Consider the following 21,286-nt stretch of genomic DNA (forward strand, 5'->3'; position numbering starts at 1 on the left):
GCCACCCTGAGGTGGATGGGACGAAGTAGGGGAGGGTTCACTGATTCATTTCTGCGGACCTTTGAAATAATCATATGCCAATGCCACCTTTTCATCGATGATACCAGAGAACGTATCGTCATTGGTCCGGTAATAATAATGTAAGGCTCCTGCAATGAAGTCGGCGGCCTGGATAGAGGGTTCGTTCTTTGAATCGGCATGTACGATTTCTATCGGGATCGCGGCGAGGTCGTTTGCCTGGTTCTTTTCGAACGTTTTGTACACGAGATACTGGTCGAAGGCTTCCCGCTGGATCCCGTTGAGAGATTTATCTACGGTAATCTCAACAGGGCCACCATCAAAGAACCGCTGGACGATATGGGAGATGAGAGACCCGGTCAGGTAGTTGTATACGATCTGGTGATTCGATCGCAGATGAGGATAGACTTGTTCTTTCCTGAGTACACAGTATGCAATATCTACATCTGCTGATGCGATGCATGAGAGGATTCGTTTCCTGATCTCCGGGCCGGAATTATTGAACTTGAATTCAGGGAGTTCCCGGTATTTTTTCTTCAGTTTGTTTCTCCGGACTTTTGCAAAGCACCGGCGGATTGCGAGGGGGTCATGGACGATGAGGGCCGCAATGACGAAGTAGGGCGATGAACGGTCTGTGAACCCGAGGTCTCCCGATTCGTCGATATAGATCTTCACACGGGAAGTATTGTACGGGGAAGTATATTTGTATGGGGTTTTGACGCTCATCGGGGCTCCGCCCCAAGCCTGCGTGGGCTAGCCCCTCGTTTCCCTGGGGTAAACAGAAAAGAGAAAAGCGTGGACGGATACTTGTTCATTATGGAATCACCCGAACGCAGGACCCGGGGGTTTGACGAATGGAACCTGTAAAATGCCCGTTCTGCAATCCTATCGCCGAGGATATTGTCGCCCGGAATGAACTGTGCTATGCCCTCTGGGACCGGCACCCGGTCAGCCGTGGCCACCTGCTGGTCATTCCGTTCCGCCATACGCCGGATTTTTTTTCTCTCACACCGGAAGAGAGGGCGGCTGTGATGGCGTTGATCACTTCATGTAAGGATGTGATTGAGGAGAATTTTTCACCGGCCGGGTACAACATCGGGTTTAATGTCGGCGAGGCGGCGGGGCAGACGGTGATGCATTGCCATTGTCATGTGATCCCGCGGTATGTTGGGGATGTTGGCGATCCGCGTGGGGGGGTGCGGGGGGTTGTGCCGGGGAGGAGGGGGTATTGACGCTCAAAAGGGGCTCCGCCCCTTGCCGCGTGGGCTAGCCCCGTTGTTTTTCACGGGTGAAAAAAATATCTAAAAAAATAAATTCTTCATTTTCAAAAAAAATTTGACAAACGCTAGGAATAGTAATCAAAAAGAATCACTTTGTAAATTATCTATTTTTTATGGAATACATTTCTTTTAGGACCAGAACCTGTACTCCAATAGGGATATTGTTTTGGGGAATAATTTTTATTTTGATTATTCAAATTTTCAAACCAATTGATTTTTGATTTTTTATCCAAACTTCCCTCACGTGGAAGATCTAATTTACTGGTATTTTCCAGGTTACTAAGTGATGTCAACCCTTTTTGGCAATTATGAAATACTGCCATTTCCACATCCCTTGCCCTCCAATTTATCTGAGTTTTTGAGGTTAATATTGAGGCATATTTTTGACAAAAATTTGTCCATTGATTAAATACCGTCCAGTTATTTTCAATATCTTCATCCTGGCCGCTGATCATTCCATATGGCCAGAACTCATGCGATGACCTCAATCCAAACCGCTCTTTGTTATTACACCACCAACGAGCAATTACCGAATCTGCCATTGGATATTTATCTGGTGTAAAAAAACTGAGAAATGTTATAGGTACGGCAAAACCATGAGGTTGACCGCAGATTTTCCGAAAATCTTTAAAATTCTCCAAAGTCGGACTTTCAGATAAATTGTGAAGACTGATACAAAAATTGTTAAAATTTTTCGAAGATTTGAATCGATTTAACATTAGTTTCGTCAAAGAATGTGGATCTTTTTTGGTGAAAATTTTCCAAAAGCACACTTCTCCGATAATAGAATATTTTGGAAAATTTTGCTCTTCAATCACCGTTCTGAATGAATCTTCAAAAATTCTTGTATTGGAACCATTTACTTGAGCTTGAAAACTTGGAGTTGTAAACCCGCAGGCATATTCATCTCTATCTCTGAATTTAGCGAGGTCCGCATAGTAATCATAATTTGCTAATGCGGTACTCCACGATAAGACCATTAAAAATATCCTTCTATTTGGAGGGATGTTAAATTTTTCTCTTAAAAATATAAAATTACTTGACTTTTTTTCTTTGAGGATGCAACTTATATTAAAACCGGATTAATGAAAGTTCACTTCCACTTTCACAGAGCGACTTCCAAACACATAAATACAAACTTCCACATATTAAAAAATCATGAAATCTACGGCGCCAGAGGAAAGCGAAGATCTGGACACCGCAGTGTATTCTTTTCCCGCAATACGCGGCATGCAAGCGGGGCGAGAATATTACTCTGCTATGGTCCAGCTCAAGCTGATCCCCACAATTTTTCGTTTCAATGAATCCGAAGTACCCCCCCAGATCCGTTCGCAGAGAGTGTTAAATCAGGCCAGAATTCCGGAAATTGCAAATTATATCGTGAATAATCCCAGGGATTATGTTTTTTCGTCAATATCTGCATCAATAAGCGATGGCCGTGTAAAATTTATCCCGATAGATTCAAAAAATCATGCCAGTAAACTGGGAAAACTGGTCATACCTATGGAAGCAAAAGTCCTCATTAATGACGGACAACACCGGCGGGCTGCAATCGAAGTTGCTCTTGACGACCGACCTGAACTGGGCAATGAAACCATCTCGGTTGTTTTCTTCATTGATGCGGGATTAAAGCGTAGCCAGCAGATGTTTTCAGATCTTAACCGGCATGCGGTACGGCCCACGAAATCGATCAGTATTCTCTATGACTCACGGGAGACCTTTGCACAATCTGTAAGAGAGATGTCCAATATACTTCTCATCTTCAAAGACCTCACCGAATTAGAGAAAACATCAATCTCAAACCGGTCAAGGAAGATGTTCACACTCTCAACAATTTATCAGGCCACTGCAGCTCTATTGGGGAAGAAAACGAAAGTGAAAAAAATCACTCATGAAGAAGAGAAACTTGCCCATGAATACTGGAATGAGGTAGCAAAGAACATCCCGGAATGGCAATTACTCATCCGGGGTGACGTCGCCAGCAGTTCACTTCGGTCTGATTTTATTCATGCACATGGTATCGCTCTTCACGCACTCGGTGTCGCAGGTCACGATCTTATTCAAGAGTATCCTGATTCCTGGAAAGAACAACTGAAGGAACTCCACTCTGTTGACTGGTCACGATCCAACTCGGAGATCTGGGAGGGAAGAGCAATGGTCAACGGAAGGATCCTGAAGAATCAGATGAATCTTGCCCTTACAACAAATTACCTGAAGCAGAAACTGAAGATCCCGCTTAAACCCGATGAAGCAAAGATTGAGAAACGATTCATGAAACAATATCCCGGGTCGGTACAATGACGGCCCAGCAAACCCTGAACGGGAAAAAATTATCAGTGTTTGACAGGAAAGGCCTGGCAAATCTCCATAAGGAAATTCAGGAAGTCTATCTCAGCGACACCCGTCCATGGGTTATCGGGTATAGTGGGGGGAAGGATTCAACAACTGCGCTCCAGCTTGTCTGGTATGCCCTCTCCGAATTACCGGAAGAGAAACGAACAAAGCCGATTTTTGTCATCTCTTCCGATACCCTTGTGGAAACTCCGGTGATTGTTGATTATATCACAAACACTCTCGACCGGATTAACAAAACCGCGGCCGAGCAGAAGATGCCCATTAAGGCATTCAAGCTCACGCCTCGTATCATCGATTCCTTCTGGGTGAATCTCCTCGGTAAAGGATATCCGGCCCCGAGCACTCAGTTCCGCTGGTGTACTGAACGACTGAAGATCAGTACCGCAGACCGGTTCATTCTGGAAAGTGTCACGAAATATGGTGAAGTCGTGATGATTCTTGGCGTGCGGAAAGGGGAGAGTCAGACCCGCGATTCAGTCATGGATCAGTACAAGATTGAGGGATCGAAACTTTCCCATCACTCACGGTTTCCTCAGTCATATGTGTATACGCCCATCGAGGAATTCTCGGTTGATGATGTCTGGACATATCTGTTACAGAAACCTTCCCCATGGGGGAACAGTAACCGGGATCTCCTTGCTCTGTACAAAAGTGCTTCGGATGGCGATTGTCCGCTTGTGGTTGATAAGGACACGGCACCCTGCGGCAACAGCCGTTTTGGCTGCTGGGTTTGTACGGTTGTCCAGAAAGACCGAAGCATGACCGCACTTATTGAGAGTGGTGAGGACTGGTTAGAGCCACTTCTGGAATTCCGCAATGAACTTGCCGAGACCCAGGTTCCTGAGAACAAACATCTTTACCGGGATCACCGGCGGATGAACGGGAAGATCAAGGCAATGCAAAAGGGCGATAACTGGGAGATTATCCGGGGACCGTACAAATTTGATTACCAGAAGGCTCTCCTCCGTAAGCTTCTGGAAGCCCAGATGAAAGTCCGGAAAAACGGACCCAATCCGAACTTCACCCTCATCCTTCCCGAAGAACTCTTTGAAATTCGTCGTATCTGGATGACTCAGAAGAGTGACTGGGATGACTCAGTTGCAAAGATCTATCAGGAAGTCACAGGTGAAACGCTTGACTGGACCAAGGATGATCTGGGATCGTTCTCAAAGGCCGAACAGGAATTACTGCAGAAGATCTGCGATGCAAAAAAACTCCCGCTCCGCCTTGTTACGAAACTGATCGATGTTGAGCAGCAGATGCAGGGAATGACGAAACGCTCATCAATTTACAACAGGCTTGGGGAAGTTCTGTCTGAAGACTGGCTGACCGAAGAAGAGGCCAAAAGACAGATTGCAAATCCAAACGCCGTGGACAAAAAACGCCGGGGTCTCCGGCATGAGTGAGGTGTCGGGATGTTACTTCATTCATTAACCCTGGAAAATATCCGGATCTTCAAAGGAAAGAATGTCCTGGATTTCACCCCGGTAAATACCAAAGACTCCCAGAAACCAATCATCCTGATCGGCGGAATGAACGGCGCCGGCAAGACTACGCTCTTCGAATCGATCCTTCTCTGTCTCTATGGCCAGAAAGCCCCCGGCAGCAGGATGAGCAATCCGAAATACGAGCAGTATATCCGTCAGATGGTCCCCCGTGGTAAAAAGAATGAGTCCGAATTACTTCCGGCCATTGATGTGATGTTTGATTTCACGCATTCCGGCCTGCGCCAGACCTATCATGTGAGACGTGAATGGACATTCACTCCGAAATTTTCTGAAAAACTGATCATCAAACGCAACGGGGAGATCCTCCATGACCTCGAAACGGACCAATGGCAGGATCTTCTGAATGAACTGATCCCTCCCCGTTTCGCCCGGCTCTTCCTGTTTGATGGTGAGAAGATCCAGAATCTCGTAGAGGACAATGCCGAGAATGTGTACCTCCGCGATTCGTTCAAGTCCCTTCTCGGTCTCGATCTCATCGATCGTCTCAAAGCGGATCTTGGAATTTACCTGAGTCAGAGTCTGAAAGGGACGGAGCTTACCGCGATCGGGAAGAGACTGGAAGAACTCCAGTCAGATATTGAGAAGGCTGAAGGAGAGAAGGAACTGATTGAGCAGGAACGTGCCCAGACCCAGAGCCGGAGCGATCAGATTCACGGCGATTTGGAGCGGCAGGAACAGCTTGTTGCCAGTGAGGGAGGAAGTTTTGCCCGGAAACGGGAGGACTTAAAGAAAGAGAAAATTCAGCTGGATCACGATATTCTGAAGAACCAGAATGATATCCGCGATCTTTGTGCCGGTCTCTTCCCGTTCTCCATAACCCCGAAGTACTGTGAAATTCTCCGGAAGAATCTCATCGAGGAGGATTCGGTCCAGTCCCGTATCCGGTCGCAGGATATTATTCACGGAAATATTGAGGAACTGAGCAGGATCATCGAGTCTCCGGCATTCTGGTCTGATATCTCGGTTCCCGATACCCAGAAGGCGAAGATGCGTAGTAAACTCATCAGAATCATGCATCAGCAGCTGACCGCTGATCCCACAGTCAAAAACAAGCCCCTCATCCACCATCTCTCTCAGCACGAGTACCATCAGCTCCTTCAATGGATTGAGGAAGCAACAAAAAATACCCCGAAGAAGATGCAGACATTATCCGATCAGCTGGAGAAACTGACCGGGCAGCGTCTTAAGGTTGAAGAGAAGATCAATCGTGCTCCCACCGATGAAGTCATTGGTCCGCATATCACCAGACTCAACGACCTGAACCAGAGTCTTGGCCGGTTCACTGAGCAGCTCCATACCTTTGATGAAAAAATCCATCAGCTGGAAATCCGGCTGATTGATCTGAATCGGAAGCGGGAGAGAGTCGAAGAGGAGATCCAGGGGGCAAAGGGCGGGTCCCGGAAAATGGAGCTTGTCAGGGATGTTACGTCGGTGCTGAACGAATATTCAAAGGAACTCCAGCAACAGAAGATCACCCAGCTGGGTGATAATATCCTTTCCTGTTTCAACCGTCTGATCCGGAAGGACGATTATGTCCAGAATATCCTGATTGACGATCATTACAACATCACGCTCTTCGAGCCGGATGGTCACCCGATCCCCAAGGACCTGCTCTCTGCCGGAGAGAAGGAGATCTTCGCAGTCTCCCTGCTCTGGGGTCTTACCCTGACTTCTGGCCGGCAGCTCCCGTTCATCATCGACACTCCGCTCGGCCGGCTTGACAGCGAGCACCGGGGCAACCTTGTGATGGACTTCTTCCAGCATGCCGGGGATCAAATGATCATCTTCTCGACCGATACGGAGATCGACAAGGAATATTTCCGGACACTCCAGCCCCATATTGCCCGGGCCTATCATCTTGACTACAACAAGAAAGACCGGATAACCTCAATCTCGCCGGGATATTTCTGGCAGGAGGCTGAATCATGAGCGGTAGCAGCGAATTCTACCGGCTCCGGATCAGCGAGAAGGCAACGTTCCGGCTGACGCAGCTGAAAGGAAAGACCGGTCTCACGCCTAATATTCTCTGCCGGATTGCGATTTGTTACTCGCTGAATGATCCCTCGGTTCCGGACCCTGCTGAGTACGATGAGAAGGGGCAGGAGCTGAACCGGTATACCCTTACCGGGGAATGGGATACTTTCTTCATTGCGCTCGTGAAAGAACGTTGTATCCACGACAAGCTGGACCCGGAGAAAGACCTCTATGATCAGCTCCGGGCGCATCTCAACCGGGGTGTATTCGGCATATTCCCGCAGATCAAGAGTCTGGCGGATTTCCAGATCCTCCTGAAGCATAAGGCAGCAGGGATCAAGTCCGGCATGTTATCCGAGGAGCGTAAAGATGGAAAGTAAACGGCCCGTCTACATGGATCATCATGCAACAACACCGGTGGATCCCCGCGTGCTGGAAACCATGCTTCCCTATTTTTCCGAGACGTTCGGGAATGCCGGGAGCATCGATCATGTATACGGGGCAGTTGCAGCCGACGCCGTGAGGAAAGCCCGGGAACAGTGTGCCCACATTCTCAATGCCTCAGCTGATGAGATTTATTTCACAAGCGGGGCGACCGAGTCCGATAACATCGCCATCCTCGGTGTTGCAGAGCAGTACGCTTCGAAAGGCGACCACATCATCACCTGCGTTACCGAACACAAAGCGGTCCTCGATACCGGCAAGCATCTCCAGAAGACCGGCAAGTCCGTGACATATTTGCCGGTCGATAAGTACGGGCTTGTTGATCCTTCAGCAGTTGAGGCCGCCATCACGGACAAAACGGTCCTGATCTCTATCATGACCGCGAACAATGAGATCGGTACGATTGCTCCCATCAAAGAGATCGGGAAGATCGCCCACGACCATGGCGTGATCTTCCATACCGATGCCGCGCAGGCCGTCGGTCACATCCCCATGGATATGAAGAAGATGAATATCGATCTTTTGTCGTTTTCCGGCCACAAGATCTACGGGCCTAAAGGTATTGGGGGCCTGTATGTCAGGAGCAGCAGTCCCCGCGTGAAACTTTCGCCTGTTATGTTTGGCGGAGGGCAGGAGAAGGGGGTTCGTTCCGGTACCCTGAATGTGCCGGGGATTGTCGGGATGGGGAAGGCTTTAGCTATTGCTGAGAAAGAGATGGGAAAAGCCGAGAAGCAGTACCGGCAGTGGACCACGCAGATGTTCGATTCATTTAAGGACGTTTATCCCTCGGTCATGCTGAATGGCCACCCTACCAAGCGGCTGGCTCACAATCTGAACGTCTGCTTCCCCGGCATTGAGAGCAAGGCATTGATACATCTGCTGAAGGATGATCTGGCGATCTCAGCCGGATCTGCGTGTACGACAACGAGCGTGGAGCCGTCGCATGTGTTGCTGGCGATTGGCCGGACGGTTGAGGAGTCACACTCGGCGGTGCGGTTTGGGCTGGGGAGGGGGAATGATGGGGATGATTTTCATTTTAGTATTGATATGATCATCAAATGCATACAAGCAATTAAAAAAATTTCATAGGTCTTTTTAAGTAATAAATAAAATGTAGAAATACATGGGCGATCCTGTTCCAGAGCATAAAACAATAAATGAGTTATTATTTGCATCAAAATTTAATTTTTTTATTCCGAAGTATCAACGCAATTATATTTGGAAAAATGAAAAAATCGAAGAATTGATTAATGATATTAATGGGGATCCTAAACATTTTTTAGGGACATTTTTATTGATCGATAGAAAAGAAAATGATGATGCGGATCCCAATTTTGAAATCGTAGATGGCCAACAAAGAATAATTACAATTAATTTGATTTTACTCTCTATAAAAGAAAGAATCGATTTATTAATTAAAAATAAGGAGACCAAGAGAAAAACTAAACAATTGAAGGCAATTCTAACCGAAGTGGAGAAAGCTCTTCTTAAGGTCGATAAAAAACAAATTCGTGTAAAATTGTCAGAAGAAGTTAAAAATGATGTAGATTATAAGTCACTTTTACGTGAAATGAAAATTGTCAAAAACGAAAAAATTGAAGAAAACTATAAAAAACGAAAATTATATAAATCATTCTTATTTATAACAAAACAGATGAATAAATATGATCCAGATGAAATCATTGGTTTGTTTAATAATATTCAAGCCGTTTCAATTATAAAAATAACCGTTGACGATAGTTCATCCGCAAATAAAATATTCACGTGCTTAAACGACCGCGGGCAAACATTGGCATCAATCGATTTAATCAAAAATGATTTGTTCTTCCATTTTGAGAGAGATATTGTAAAATCTTCGAAAATTTCAAAAATTTCTGAAAAGAAATCAAAAGAGCAGATTGTTGAAAAGATCAAATGGGCTTCTGATGAGTGGAAAAATTTAATCAATAATATTACAGAATCGGATTGGCAGGATCGCTTTTTAAGACATTATTATTTAGCTTTTCATTATGACAAAACAATTTTTATCGAAGGAAAGACGTTTATTCGGGATTCCGAAACACCAAAGATATATGAAAAATTGGCTGAAAGAAACATTGAATTTATTTTCAATGAGTTGGTTGAAAAATCCTCCGTATATGGAAAATTTTCTAATCCGGATAGAATTATCGATAAAGAATATAAAATTCAAGATTATGAATTACGAAAAAATTTGAATCTTTTAAAAATAATATCCGCAAAACCTGCATACATTTTATTGTTATATTTGTTTACAAAATTTGAAGATAAAATAGAATTTCAAAAAGAAGTTACAGACTTTTTGATAAAATATTTTATAAGGCGTCATTTAACTGGATTACCCGATACCAATACACTTGATAAATTATTTATTGAAATCGTTAAAAAATGTGAGAAAACTCCTAACAAAGTAAATGAATCGTTCATTATTAATGCAGTTTTAAATTCGAAAACCGCACCTCATTCAAATTATACAACACTTGAAAAAACATTAAAAGATGATATTTATGATATCAATCCGTCAGTTACTCGTGCAATTCTGATATTAATTGAAAGTCTTACATATGATAAAAAAATAGGAAGAGATTTATGGGATTCAACAAATTTTCAGGTCGAACATATCTTACCTCAAGGACCCAAACTCCCGCCATGTTGGGTAAACATGTTGGCAGATGGAAATATTGATGCGGCCAATAATATCAAAACAGAATATCAGCATAAATTAGGGAATCTTACACTCACAGCACACAATCAAGAATTATCAAATATGTGTTTTGATGAAAAGCAAAAAAGGGAACATAAAACATCAAAAATTAAGATTGGATATAATAATAATTTAACTTTAAATTCTGATCTAGTAAATGCAAATGAATGGAAAAAAGAGCAGATTATTAGCCGTACGATTGATTTAGTCAAAGAATGTGAGCGTGTGTTAAAGTTTAAAACTGAAATAAAAGCTTAAAACCTCTTTTTACAATATTCCACCATTTGTTTACCTTCAAGTCCTCGGGTCTCAGCATCCAAGCGAATGAAGAAATAATCAATTTTTTGAATAGTCACGAAGGCAGGAACTTCCGACTTGGAAATATTGATCCAACAGAGAATTTTTTCATCGATTTCCGGAAATGTAATCTTGATATAGTCGCTGAAATGGTTGTAAATATCTGGATGGAAATATTTCCGAATGATGTTATCAACGATCATTCTTCGATATCCATCCGTGCATTGATCCTCTAATTTTCCGAATTCGCTCTCAATGCCAATGATGTCGTCTGCTTCCTGAGTTTTGTTTTCTTTTACACCGATTACGAGATTCCCACCTTGAGTGTTTAAAAATCCAGAAATGGCTTTGGCAATGATTACTTTAGATGCTTCCCGACCGAACGCTCGTACTTCGCGGGATGCAGTCGGGGCTTTCAATTGTTCTTCAGTGAGATTTTTACTCCAAAGAACACTCGATTTGAATTCCACAAATTCATTCTCGCCATTTTTCACAAGTTGGACAAAATCTATCTCTTCTTGTTTTTGATATATTTTTGAGGGGATAGGTCGTTGTGATGACGTTTGTCTTTCTCCTAAATGGTTTACAATTTTATTTTTTTTACAAAATTTGCATATTTCTCGTTGACGTGTGATCATTCCCTGACTCTCTAAACTTCGGCAAGTTTGGTTGATTGTTTGTCTCGGATAAATTGAAAGAGATTCTGATAGACAATCGTCACAATATGGCTCTCCTTTTTCGACAAGGAATTGCTCTATCTTTTCTGAATTATTTCGGGTATTACGAAGATGTGAATCTTCTCGACCATAGGATGATGTGTTTTGTTGCTCTACGTCGGGGACTTCTGTAAGAATCCTTTGCACTCGGCCAATCTTTCCATCACCTAATTGCACCATTATTCCATGGGGATGAAACGATGAGTGTGTAAGTATTTCCCTAACTTTACCAGGTATCGGATTTTTACCGGCACGATCTTCTTTGAGAAATATTTCAACAGCAAGTCCAATTTTAATATTCTCCAGGTGTTTTCCCGCATCATCTGATTCTGCCATTACTTCACCCGATAAAGTCGTTCTGAATGTCGAGGTCGATCTACCTTATACGCTCCATCACTTAAATCTGCGATCCATTTATAGAGAACCTGAATATTTCCTGTAAGATCCCTTCTACTTGGAATGGGAACATCCTCACAATTCTTCTGAATCCATTCCTTCACTTCACCAAAATATCGACCTTCCAACGGTAAAAATTCCAATAATTTTTGAATAAACTTTGATGTAAAAAATCTCTCTTTTAACAATTTCCGGAATTGTGGGTAATCGAGATTCGAAGGAAGATTATACAGAACAATATCATGAATCGCACAGTCTCGTTTCTCCTTTGAATCGTGCTTGAAATTGTGTGAATAAATCTCGAACAATTCATTCACATCATAACTCATTGGGAGGGCAGATATAAGAAATTCAGATTTTTTCGGTATGGAAAAGATATCCGGCTCTTCTAATTCGGGGAGAGGTTGTAAATTTTCAATAGCCTCCAAGAATATTTTATAAATTTCTTCAGTAACTAGAACTGATTCATTCAATATTTTCTTAAAATAAATTATAGACTCTGTATCAATGAATTCAACTTTTGCATCTAGTTCATAATTATGGTCTGTTACAAGCGCAAATCCTTTGTTTGAGATATTTGCACTCCCAAAGACGCATTGAGAATAATCATTCACAAACGCTTTCAGATGAATCCGCGGATGTAAATAAAGAAAGATTCCTTTTTTCTTACAATAATTATACAGTTCAATATCAGAAATTCCAAGTTGAATATCACGTAATTTCCATGTCGTGATGATACTAATTCTCGCCGAATTTTTCTGTAAAAGTTTTTCGAGTACATTCGTGTTGATATAGGGTGAAATTATTAGAATTTCGCTATCAGCTGAAGATATAAACGTCTGGACTTTTTGAAATAATTTCTCTTTTTCAGAGAGGTAGAATTCACTCATTCTGCTCCCAATATTCCGTGAAATAATCGTAGACGTTATCAGGGCTTTTATACACTTCCAAATTATCAATTACATCGATCAATTTGCATTTTTCTTTACCGCCAATAGCGGGACCTCGCAATCCTCGTCCTACCATCTGGCTATAGAGAACAACGGACATGGTCGGCCGGGCGATAAAGATGACATCTGTTTTGGGTGCATCGAAACCGGTTGTAAGGACACCAAAATTACAGATAATATTGAGATCCCCGTCTTTGAATTCCTTAATCAAATTTCTTCGGCGATCGCGCTTTGTTGACCCATCTAAATGTTCAGCTCTGAATCCTAGGAAGTTCAGTGTCGCACAAATAAATTTCGATTGATCGACACTACCAGCGAATAAGATAATTTTCTTATTCATCTCGCATTCACGTTTCAATTTATTGATGATCTCGATATTTCTCACATCATCGCTGGAGATTTTTTCCACAAATTCCATTGGGAAATCAAAATGTGTCCGAATATATTGCCGCTCTTTATCCGTTAAATCGTATGAGCGGTTCGTAAAGAGGGGATCTTTTTCAATATGTGCTAGGATTTTTTTTCGTCGTAAATATTCAAAAACTGTCTTATCTCCAGAATCAATTTCTATTTTATTGCCAGCGAAATACTGAATTAGTAAATTTGTTCCTTCATTAGTAATGTTACCCCGACCTGGAGTAGCCGTCAACCCGATAAAGTGAGCAACATAATTACCCTCTTGTAATCGATCAACAACGTTTTTGTAGGTAGGGGCAATCACTTGATGAGCTTCGTCTACGACCATTAAAACCAGTTGTTTCGAAATAATAGGAATTAACTCGGGTTTTCGTTTGAAAATCGAATGTAACTTTGAAAATCCTCCGACAATGAACGAACTTCGAATAGGTACTTTCAGATCATTCGATCCCCATGCTCTGATGATATCAACATCGAATTGTCCTACATGTGACCAAACGTCCTTATAACATTCGATAGCTTGTTCACATAATTCTTCAGAATTGGCAAGCCATATGACAGATTTCCCCGGATTTCTATTCAAATGTGAACAGATGACCTCCATCGCAGTTCGTGTCTTGCCGGATCCCGTGGGCATCTGGATGAGGAATCTCTGGAGAGGATTATCCATTTTGGCCAAAGATTGTTCAAACACAGCAATCTGAAAGTCCTTCAGAGGTTTGAATGGTACATCGGGTTTTGTGATATGCTCAATATTTGGTATAGATTCTTTAGGACTCGGAATGTAATTTGGAGGAAGTTTAAAAAAATCAACAATGATTTTAGTCTCTGAATTATTGGTCCATGGAATTTTTGAGATTGTTTCCACAATCTCTTTGAAAGAGACTTGAGAGTTTAATCCCAATCGTTTTGCTAGATTTCGAATTTCTGTATCCGACAGCCGGCTAAGTAATTTGTTTCTGAAAGATTCAGTATAAAATATATCCTGGCCTGAGAATGAGAGAAAAATTTTCAATAAATTTTTTTTATCATAAATATCATTTGGATGTTGAATTCCACTATTAGGAATAAAATGAACAATTTTTTCGAGTCTTGAAAGTGTTTTTTCCCCGATACGTTCTTGAAGCTCCTGAATCGGGAGCCGTTCGATCATAAATCTTCCTCAAATAACTGTTCTTTTTGATAAGCTTCTGAATAGGATTTAAGATATCTTCCCCAATCTCTTATCAGATAATCAATAGAATCCGTGACAGAAAACTCATCTGAATGCGTCCAATTTTTTCTTGCCTGGACAAAAGACATCAATAAAATATCAATTAATTCATTCATCTTTTTTGCATATCGAATCGCCATTGATGGATCTTCTAATGCTTGTAATTCCGTCCGAAGTCTGCTGAGTTCATCAAAATAATAATGATTTAAATTGTATTCAAGAACTGATTGTCCATCGAGGAATGTCACTTGTATGAATGTGTCACCTTTCCACCGGGTATCTTTTATTGAGAACGGCTGACTTTTAAATTTCGCCCGCCATAATGCCCCGTTGGCTTCATCAAGCTCCCGCGTTAATTCCTCAATCCTTGAACTCTCTTCTTCCTTTGTAATTACAGGTAATTTTTTAGGAGATTCGGTAATTTTTGTTTCTGATGCAATTTTTTCTGCAACAATATGATCGGTAGGTAGCTTAGATAATCCGTCTGGAGAATATTCAACCTCTTTCTCTCTCACAATAATACTTTGATATTCTTTCCAATATGCGGAAACTTCTTCAAGACAGCGTCTTCGATATTCGATAATTTTATGGTATAAAGTAACTTTGAGTTCTTTTGCTGGTAACGCGCCTCTTTTAATATTTTTAACCGTGAAATGTTCGTCAAGTTCTGGATCAAAGGAGATTTCACAACTCCACCATCGATCTTTATCCTCCCAGGATAATTTTTTTGAATTACTCTCTTGAAAAAACGGGATAGTACTGTACAATACTTCTCTCCCGCTCCTCATAATCGATACACCCTCGTTTTCTTCTATGTATCTTCCCTTGAAATCCTGACCACCCCTACCAATTATCTGACGATATTGTCGAGGCAAGAATGAGATTTTAATATGGATTTTTGAAGTATCACCAATATCTGCATTTCTTTTAACAGATTGATGAATCGGCCATTCGATTTCATCCTCAAAAACCAGAGTTGCTACTTCATCATCAGGGAATTGATTCCGCTTTTTATTCAAGAACAGAGGATCAAAAGCAAAAATTTCATTCGTATTTACAGTCAGGTTGAGACCATCCCAGATAAAATTTCGATATGTCCTTCCAATCCAGTGGTTAAGATATCCATAAGGATCTAATGAGGCGGAAGCTTCCAATCCATCATCATAGGTATACGCATGCAAATCCTGTTCGGCAAATTTATCAAAACCTGACCAGATAACAAGAGTCCCATGATCTTGCCCACATAAATTTTGATACTCCTCGGGGGGATCTTGTTGAATTGGAGGAGCAATTCCAATTTCAATATCTTCCGTATTATTCAGATCAAAAACGATGTAATACCAAGGCTTGCCAGACTGTTTTGAGAAAACTTCAATTTTTGTTGCAAAACGAATGCCGGCTAATGTCATTCCGACACCGAACCGGCCAATACCTGACCTGTCATTAAATCGACTTGAATATCCTAATTTGATACAACAATGGAGTACCCCTTTTAGAGTTCCATCCATACCATAACCGTCATCGCCACAGAGGATTTTACTGATCAATTTGTATTTTTTCCGACCTCCGGCAAACATATCTTCAACTTTCACATGGACATTTTTTGCATCAGCTTGAATAGCGTTATCAATTAATTCTCCTATAGCGCTTGGAATATCAAAATCTGATGCTCGCAAAGATTGAAGGAGGTGCGCTCCTTCAATTGCTGAAATCCTGCCCTCATCTACCATATTTCATCCCACATTGTCCAAAGATTCTTGATAATTAATATTTTCATTCCGAATGGCTATTTTTACGATATTCCCCGATATATGTTTTGTTTTGACTGTGAAGGAAAAATAAATATTTTCTATATTGCTCATTGTAAAGAGTGATCGGATTCTATAAAAATAACTTATAAAAACAATTTATCCAACAATCAATCCCTTATTTATTTCAATACATCTGTTATTTTCTGAAACTAACTCTCTTAATCCCGCCATCACGAGTGCTTCATACGTCGAACGCATCCCAATTTCATTCGGCACAAAAATAAAGAATCCATCCCGACCTCGGGATAACAACACTCGATAACTATTCACTCGCAATTGATGAGGGTCTTTTGCCTTATTCATCCTTGTTTTCTTAGGACTCTTCCATGCATTATCTACCCAAATGAAATCATTTCCCCAACAAATAATTGGAAAATCTAATTCTAATCCTTGACATCCAAACTCGGTGACGACTTCTCGAAGTGAGCAACAAGAAGTGAATGAATTTGGAGGATCGTTATACCATTGGCCTACTTTGAGATTCTTCGTGCAATTCCAATCGTTATTGATACCCCAAGCAGGCAAATTTTTTCCTTTTGAAGACGCGAGAAGCCCAAAGCGTTTCTCTTCTTGTCCATGATATCTTTCCTTCACGTAATTCGCTGCAATATTGATGTCCTGCGTGATATAGATATTAAATCCTTGGCTCGTTACGCGTTCAGCAAGCGTTTTTGCCAATGTAAAGTCTCCGGCGAGAATCGCAGAAATCCATTGGGCGACATCCTCGGCAAGATGAGAACGGAGGGTAATGGTGAGATCTAGGACATCGGTTGTTTCAAGTTTTCTTGCTGCAGGGAAATTGCCGGCAATTTTCACGGGGCAATGCACAACCCAGGGCTTCTGCATTGTTGCAAGGGCATCGTTCCATTGCGGTAAACCGGACTCTTCCCCGAGATGGATCTCTTGGCCTTCACCAATGAGGGCGACCATCAAAGCCCACGAGTTCATCCGCTCAGCAAGTTTGAGGAAATCTTCCGGCTCACTTGTCGCATGGCCGCGTTTCTCATTCACGCGATCCGCATCCCAGGCTCGCTGCGCCTCATCATATACCCAGATATGTTCGTGAGGGATCTTAACAGTCGAACCGCCGTACTCTTTCAAAAATCCATGAACATCTTGAACAAAGATGTTGTTCTTCAAGGCATGTTGGAGCACTTTCACGAGAGGGCCGTTACCAGAAAGGAAGACCGCAATATTCCGAGAGGAATTTTTCTGATCTCTCTTCTTCTTTCCATATGCTTGCTCCCCGGAATCAGCAACGGCTTGCGAGGAAAATGTTTGAGTCAATCCTATGGGAGAAGTTGCCATTGAATACGCAGCGGAAGTTTGAGCAATCGTATCCAGATGATTCTCGTACACTAATTGAATCCCGACAAGCGTCTTTCCCGCACCGGGAACTCCAGTCACTAAAGCGAGATGTAACTCATTCTTCTCTTGGGCTTCTTTGGCAATCGCGATCAATTCAGCGATAGTCTCGGGTATACCGGCACTCAAGGCTCGTTTGATCTGTGGGAGGGGTTGCTTATCCCAAATAATCCGGGCTGCTTGAATTAAGGAGGGGAGGGGAGCATATTCAGCGGAGATCCAAACTTGAGGATCAATCAGTGGCCCATTCTCCAACTCCACTTCGAGATGGAAGACATCTGCAAGATGATCCGGTGAAATAACCAGCACTTCTTCATCTCTTTGAATGAGATCCTTCGAGCGGGCAAGAACGAGAATCGGGAGAACGGTATGCCGATGCGATGCTGCGTGATAGTTTTTCAGATCTCGAGCATAGGCAGCGACCTGATCGCTATGAGCTGCTAAGAGTTTTGTATAATCCTTGAATTCGAGGACAAAGACGCATGGCCCTAATATCACAACATCTGGCCGTCGTCCTCGTTCCCGGGGCAATTCATATTCAAAAATAATTGTGTAATTGCCAATCACCGGTTTAATCTGGACGAGTTGTTTCACTTCTTTTTGTAAAATATCAAACGAATGATCCCATGCAAGGATCTGGCTTTGATCTGCCGGGCTCGTCATGCAGCGTTGATGATGCTCTTGCATTGTAATGAGCCAGTGAGGTTTGAAGAGGTGGAGAAAATCGTGAATGGTGCCGGACCAACCGCAAGGGTTTCGAAGATCCATTGAGAAAGCAACTCGTGATGAGGAGTAGTTAGCCAGGATGAATCGATAAAGATTCGGGTATTAGTATGGGGTAAGCGGTTCTGATGCCTCTACGGTAGATCAACCATGCGAATGGTTGGCGATGCATCGCGGGTGGTTAGAGCGTTTACACTAAGAAAAGAAATTTCTGAATTTACACTGATCAACTGCATAAGCGGTTGGCGATGCGTTATTTAGAAAATCAGAACATATTCACTTTAATGAAAGGGTGGATCAATGACAAAGATTTCTGATGCTTTGAAAAATATCACTAATACTGAATGGGCCTTGATTGGTATAGCAGTGACTATTATTTGTACAATAGTAGGATTGACAATTCACCCATTTTATTTTTCTGATAGCACAGTAGTAGCCCCCACCCAGACACCAACTCCAATAAATACAGCGATACCAACTCCTGTGCAAACATCTGAACCAATAGTATCTATTATCGGAGTGAATTACCGTTATTCCTGGAACACCCCGCACTTTCTACCCTATTCAAAAGATTACTGGTATACATCGGACCAGGGGGCGTTAACCACGAATACAGGAGAAACTTTTACCTATGATATAACATTCACCAGTCATGCATGGACGTTATCACATTCTATAGAATCAATAACAATTGGTACTAATGGATTTACATTGGAGAGGATAGATCCACCAATACCCTCAGAACTAGTGACGACAGGTTCCAGTATTACAGAAAAATTAACTATACAAGCACCCAACTCGGCATATAATGGACCGTTGGAAATTAATGTAATTTCACAATAATTTTGGTGAGGTTCTGATAACTGGCAGTCAATTAATCATTCCACACGCTTCCGTAACACCAGCAGATGAGGGAAAAATCAGATTATTCTTTCTTTGGATGTGCCTGGTAGAATTCAATCAGACGGTTGATGATAGTATCATAGCTCTCCGATTTTTTCCCAAGATCCGCAAGCTTATCCCGTGTTTCCATTTGGATCTTGATCGTAGTCAGAGCCATCTCATTCTTTTATACCGGATTATACCAAGTATGTAATTATCATACCTTTGGATAAATTTATCCTGTTTCCATACCAACATTTCCTCCGGTGCACTGGTGACTCAATCTTCGTCAATCCCGGAAATCCAAAATCCCGAGTGGCCACCCCCGGCTGTAAACCAATATTCTGACATGGCACTCCGGCAGTCCGGGAAATGCTCACCAGTCACCGCACAGGAATTTTTCCCGTAAGCAAACGAACAACATCTGAAAAATTAAAAAAATCACGGACGGTGATCGCAACTGCCAGACCTTTTGAAAATCCCGGGATTCACGCCAAAACTCCTCACCGGCGCCTGCATTGCCGGGCCGGTCCTCGGCCTCATACTCTACGCCGTGCTCCGGATAAGCGACGGGTGGCGCTATACGCCGGTCGTGTTCGCAGCGGTGTTTCTGCTCGGCGTTGGTTCATTCAGCGTGTGGGCAGGGTATTACGGCCGGGAATAATTGAAGAGAATACTTGTCGAAGAATCTTGGTTGGCATGGCCCCACTGAAGACCCCACACAAGCTGCTTTATACGACTTCAGATAAACACCTGAATGACACAGGCATGACAGCAATACCCCGGAAATATATCACCGATGCCAGGAACCAGAAGCAGGCAGTAATTGTCGATCTGGAAACATTCAACCGGATGGAATCAATCATAGAAGACAATGGGCTTGCACGGTTCATGGAAGAGGCGGAGGGCGACGAAGTTCTCTCCGTGCAGGAAGCAAAGAAGCACTACCGGGCATTGAAAAAGGATTGAAATGCCGGCATGTGGATACAAAAAGATCTTTTTGAAAGATCTTGCGGCGATACCTGCCCGATATCGTTCACGGATTGAACGGCTGGTCTTTGACCAGATCCCGGAATCGAAAAACTTTTTTCACGATTTTGATGTCCACAAGATGAAAGGATATGAGAATTATTATCGCATCCGGACCGGACACTATCGGATCGGTTGTGAGATTACCTCAGATAACAGGATCATTTTTTGCCGGGTTAAGAGCCGGGAAGAAATTTACCGGGTCTTTCCCTGAATATTTCGCGGGCTGCATGCTGGAGCTCGACAGAGGTCGTACTCCCTTTCAGGTGTGCAAGGCCCCCGGCCCAGGATAAACTGAACTTCTTATGCACCACGCTTCGCTTCTTTTTTGCGAGCTCCTCGATGAAGTTGATCGCTTCCTGCGGAGGTCCGGGGGAAGGTCCTCAATCATGCGGTGAACTGAATCTGCCGAAGTCATACGAATGCTGTCCTGAAATTCCTTAAAATTGTATAGCATTCACGGCAATATATTATTCTTACCGGTGAATGGTCCCCGCGGGTTTCTCCACCGGAACCCGGAGTACATCCACATCCGTGAATCCCATCTTCTCCAGATGATGCCTCGTTTTAGCATTACGGACAAAAGCATGTTGTGCCAGGTGGAGGGGGAGTTCCGGAGCTACCAGCTGCACTGAATGAGTACCTTTGAGAGCTGCCAGCATCCAGCGTCTGCGTGTCCACGAAGGCTTAAAGATCATGCGACGTTCATAATCGGTTACACTTCGGTCATTCAGAGAAGCATTGAGCGCGATATGCCAGCTCATGTAATCCATAAAGATCCCATCAATATGATCGAATGAAAATAGGGCGAGATTCGGGAATTCTCCCGTCCCCCGGAATTTTTTCCTGTACGTACCCTCATCAGAATCACCACCGATCCATACAGACCAGTTATTTGCATACCCTGTCATGGAAAGTGCTTTGTCACAGGGTCCGACCGCATAAAATATCGGAAAGAAACCGGTATGTTCCCCCACCCATTCATATGCTGATAAGAATCCGGGATCAGAAAATTTCCGGTCCGGCCGAATCATGCCACAAACGATCTTATCGACATCAATACAATGATGAAAAAGGAGATTACCTGACAGATTTTTACAAGCGGGATCTATGGGATCGCCTCATAACGATCTCTTCCGGAGGGTATGACTCTTTTTTGGTCTGATGTGATTAGTTTCACTTTCAC

Annotated in this window: 20 protein-coding genes; 11 read left to right on the forward strand and 9 right to left on the reverse strand. The window is 42.8% G+C overall.

What is annotated here, in order from left to right:
- Positions 1-45: 45 nt before the first annotated feature.
- Positions 46-744, reverse strand: coding sequence for a DUF3800 domain-containing protein (locus tag ABSE13_RS09110; RefSeq protein ID WP_424028204.1), 699 nt, complete (start codon positions 742-744; stop codon positions 46-48).
- A 128-nt stretch (positions 745-872) separates the two neighbouring features.
- Between ABSE13_RS09110 and ABSE13_RS09115 the strand changes: the two genes are divergently transcribed.
- On the forward strand, positions 873-1,250 hold the full coding sequence (locus tag ABSE13_RS09115) for an HIT family protein (RefSeq protein ID WP_424028205.1): 378 nt from the start codon (positions 873-875) through the stop codon (positions 1,248-1,250).
- 152 nt (positions 1,251-1,402) lie between these two features.
- Here the strand turns inward: ABSE13_RS09115 and ABSE13_RS09120 are convergent, their stop codons facing one another.
- Positions 1,403-2,278: a hypothetical protein gene (locus tag ABSE13_RS09120; protein ID WP_424028206.1), complete on the reverse strand. Its 876-nt coding sequence runs from the start codon at positions 2,276-2,278 to the stop codon at positions 1,403-1,405.
- Between the two features lie 178 nt (positions 2,279-2,456).
- On the opposite strand from ABSE13_RS09120, the gene dndB reads away from it, so the two are divergent.
- The 6 genes from dndB to ABSE13_RS09150 are packed head-to-tail and all read left to right on the forward strand — an operon-like array spanning position 2,457 to position 10,559.
- Positions 2,457-3,599: a DNA sulfur modification protein DndB gene (gene dndB, locus ABSE13_RS09125; RefSeq protein WP_424028207.1), complete on the forward strand. Its 1,143-nt coding sequence runs from the start codon at positions 2,457-2,459 to the stop codon at positions 3,597-3,599.
- The gene (gene dndC, locus ABSE13_RS09130; protein WP_424028208.1) at positions 3,596-5,059 is read left to right on the forward strand and encodes a DNA phosphorothioation system sulfurtransferase DndC; all 1,464 of its coding nucleotides are present in this window, start codon (positions 3,596-3,598) and stop codon (positions 5,057-5,059) included. Before dndB ends, dndC begins: the two co-directional genes overlap by 4 nt.
- A gap of 9 nt (positions 5,060-5,068) precedes the next feature.
- Positions 5,069-7,090 (forward strand): DNA sulfur modification protein DndD, encoded by a 2,022-nt coding sequence (dndD, locus tag ABSE13_RS09135; RefSeq protein ID WP_424028209.1) that lies wholly within the window; start codon positions 5,069-5,071, stop codon positions 7,088-7,090.
- Positions 7,087-7,515: a DNA sulfur modification protein DndE gene (gene dndE, locus ABSE13_RS09140; RefSeq protein WP_424028210.1), complete on the forward strand. Its 429-nt coding sequence runs from the start codon at positions 7,087-7,089 to the stop codon at positions 7,513-7,515. Before dndD ends, dndE begins: the two co-directional genes overlap by 4 nt.
- Positions 7,505-8,668 carry a cysteine desulfurase family protein gene (locus ABSE13_RS09145; protein WP_424028211.1) on the forward strand — a complete coding sequence of 388 codons (1,164 nt, stop codon included), beginning with the start codon at positions 7,505-7,507 and terminating at the stop codon, positions 8,666-8,668. The genes dndE and ABSE13_RS09145 overlap by 11 nt, the downstream gene beginning before the upstream one ends.
- Before the next feature lie 34 nt (positions 8,669-8,702).
- Positions 8,703-10,559 carry a DUF262 domain-containing protein gene (locus ABSE13_RS09150; protein WP_424028212.1) on the forward strand — a complete coding sequence of 619 codons (1,857 nt, stop codon included), beginning with the start codon at positions 8,703-8,705 and terminating at the stop codon, positions 10,557-10,559.
- Here the strand turns inward: ABSE13_RS09150 and ABSE13_RS09155 are convergent.
- The 5 genes from ABSE13_RS09155 to ABSE13_RS09175 all read right to left on the reverse strand — a co-directional run bounded on the left by ABSE13_RS09155 (position 10,556) and on the right by ABSE13_RS09175 (position 18,234).
- Entirely contained in the window at positions 10,556-11,650 is a 1,095-nt protein-coding gene (locus ABSE13_RS09155) for a YwbE family protein (RefSeq protein ID WP_424028213.1), read from the reverse strand. The genes ABSE13_RS09150 and ABSE13_RS09155 overlap by 4 nt on opposite strands.
- A complete protein-coding gene (locus ABSE13_RS09160; RefSeq protein ID WP_424028214.1) occupies positions 11,650-12,600 on the reverse strand; it encodes a phospholipase D family protein in 951 nt (316 codons plus the stop codon). Before ABSE13_RS09160 ends, ABSE13_RS09155 begins: the two co-directional genes overlap by 1 nt.
- A complete protein-coding gene (locus ABSE13_RS09165; protein ID WP_424028215.1) occupies positions 12,593-14,230 on the reverse strand; it encodes a DEAD/DEAH box helicase in 1,638 nt (545 codons plus the stop codon). Before ABSE13_RS09165 ends, ABSE13_RS09160 begins: the two co-directional genes overlap by 8 nt.
- Entirely contained in the window at positions 14,227-16,020 is a 1,794-nt protein-coding gene (locus tag ABSE13_RS09170; RefSeq protein WP_424028216.1) for an ATP-binding protein, read from the reverse strand. Before ABSE13_RS09170 ends, ABSE13_RS09165 begins: the two co-directional genes overlap by 4 nt.
- A 177-nt stretch (positions 16,021-16,197) precedes the next feature.
- Complete coding sequence (locus tag ABSE13_RS09175; RefSeq protein ID WP_424028217.1) at positions 16,198-18,234, reverse strand: DNA/RNA helicase domain-containing protein; 2,037 nt, start codon at positions 18,232-18,234, stop codon at positions 16,198-16,200.
- Positions 18,235-18,489: 255 nt separating this feature from the next.
- Here ABSE13_RS09175 and ABSE13_RS09180 point away from each other — a divergent pair, with 255 nt between their 5' ends.
- A complete protein-coding gene (locus ABSE13_RS09180; protein ID WP_424028218.1) occupies positions 18,490-19,032 on the forward strand; it encodes a hypothetical protein in 543 nt (180 codons plus the stop codon).
- 82 nt (positions 19,033-19,114) lie between these two features.
- On the opposite strand, the gene ABSE13_RS09185 is transcribed toward ABSE13_RS09180, so the two are convergent.
- Positions 19,115-19,249: a DUF7557 family protein gene (locus tag ABSE13_RS09185; RefSeq protein WP_424028219.1), complete on the reverse strand. Its 135-nt coding sequence runs from the start codon at positions 19,247-19,249 to the stop codon at positions 19,115-19,117.
- A 294-nt stretch (positions 19,250-19,543) separates the two neighbouring features.
- Here ABSE13_RS09185 and ABSE13_RS09190 point away from each other — a divergent pair, with 294 nt between their 5' ends.
- The 3 genes from ABSE13_RS09190 to ABSE13_RS09200 all read left to right on the forward strand — a co-directional run bounded on the left by ABSE13_RS09190 (position 19,544) and on the right by ABSE13_RS09200 (position 20,314).
- Positions 19,544-19,735, forward strand: a complete 192-nt coding sequence (locus ABSE13_RS09190) for a hypothetical protein (RefSeq protein ID WP_424028220.1) — start codon at positions 19,544-19,546, stop codon at positions 19,733-19,735.
- A gap of 104 nt (positions 19,736-19,839) precedes the next feature.
- The gene (locus tag ABSE13_RS09195; RefSeq protein WP_424028221.1) at positions 19,840-20,040 is read left to right on the forward strand and encodes a RelB antitoxin-like protein; all 201 of its coding nucleotides are present in this window, start codon (positions 19,840-19,842) and stop codon (positions 20,038-20,040) included.
- Between the two features lies 1 nt (position 20,041).
- On the forward strand, positions 20,042-20,314 hold the full coding sequence (locus ABSE13_RS09200; protein WP_424028222.1) for a type II toxin-antitoxin system RelE family toxin: 273 nt from the start codon (positions 20,042-20,044) through the stop codon (positions 20,312-20,314).
- Between the two features lie 262 nt (positions 20,315-20,576).
- Here the strand turns inward: ABSE13_RS09200 and ABSE13_RS09205 are convergent, their stop codons facing one another.
- Positions 20,577-20,873 (reverse strand): hypothetical protein, encoded by a 297-nt coding sequence (locus tag ABSE13_RS09205; protein WP_424028223.1) that lies wholly within the window; start codon positions 20,871-20,873, stop codon positions 20,577-20,579.
- Positions 20,874-21,286 lie beyond the last annotated feature (413 nt).

It is taken from the genome of Methanoregula sp. (genome assembly GCF_049518935.1).
Taxonomy (GTDB): domain Archaea; phylum Halobacteriota; class Methanomicrobia; order Methanomicrobiales; family Methanospirillaceae; genus Methanoregula.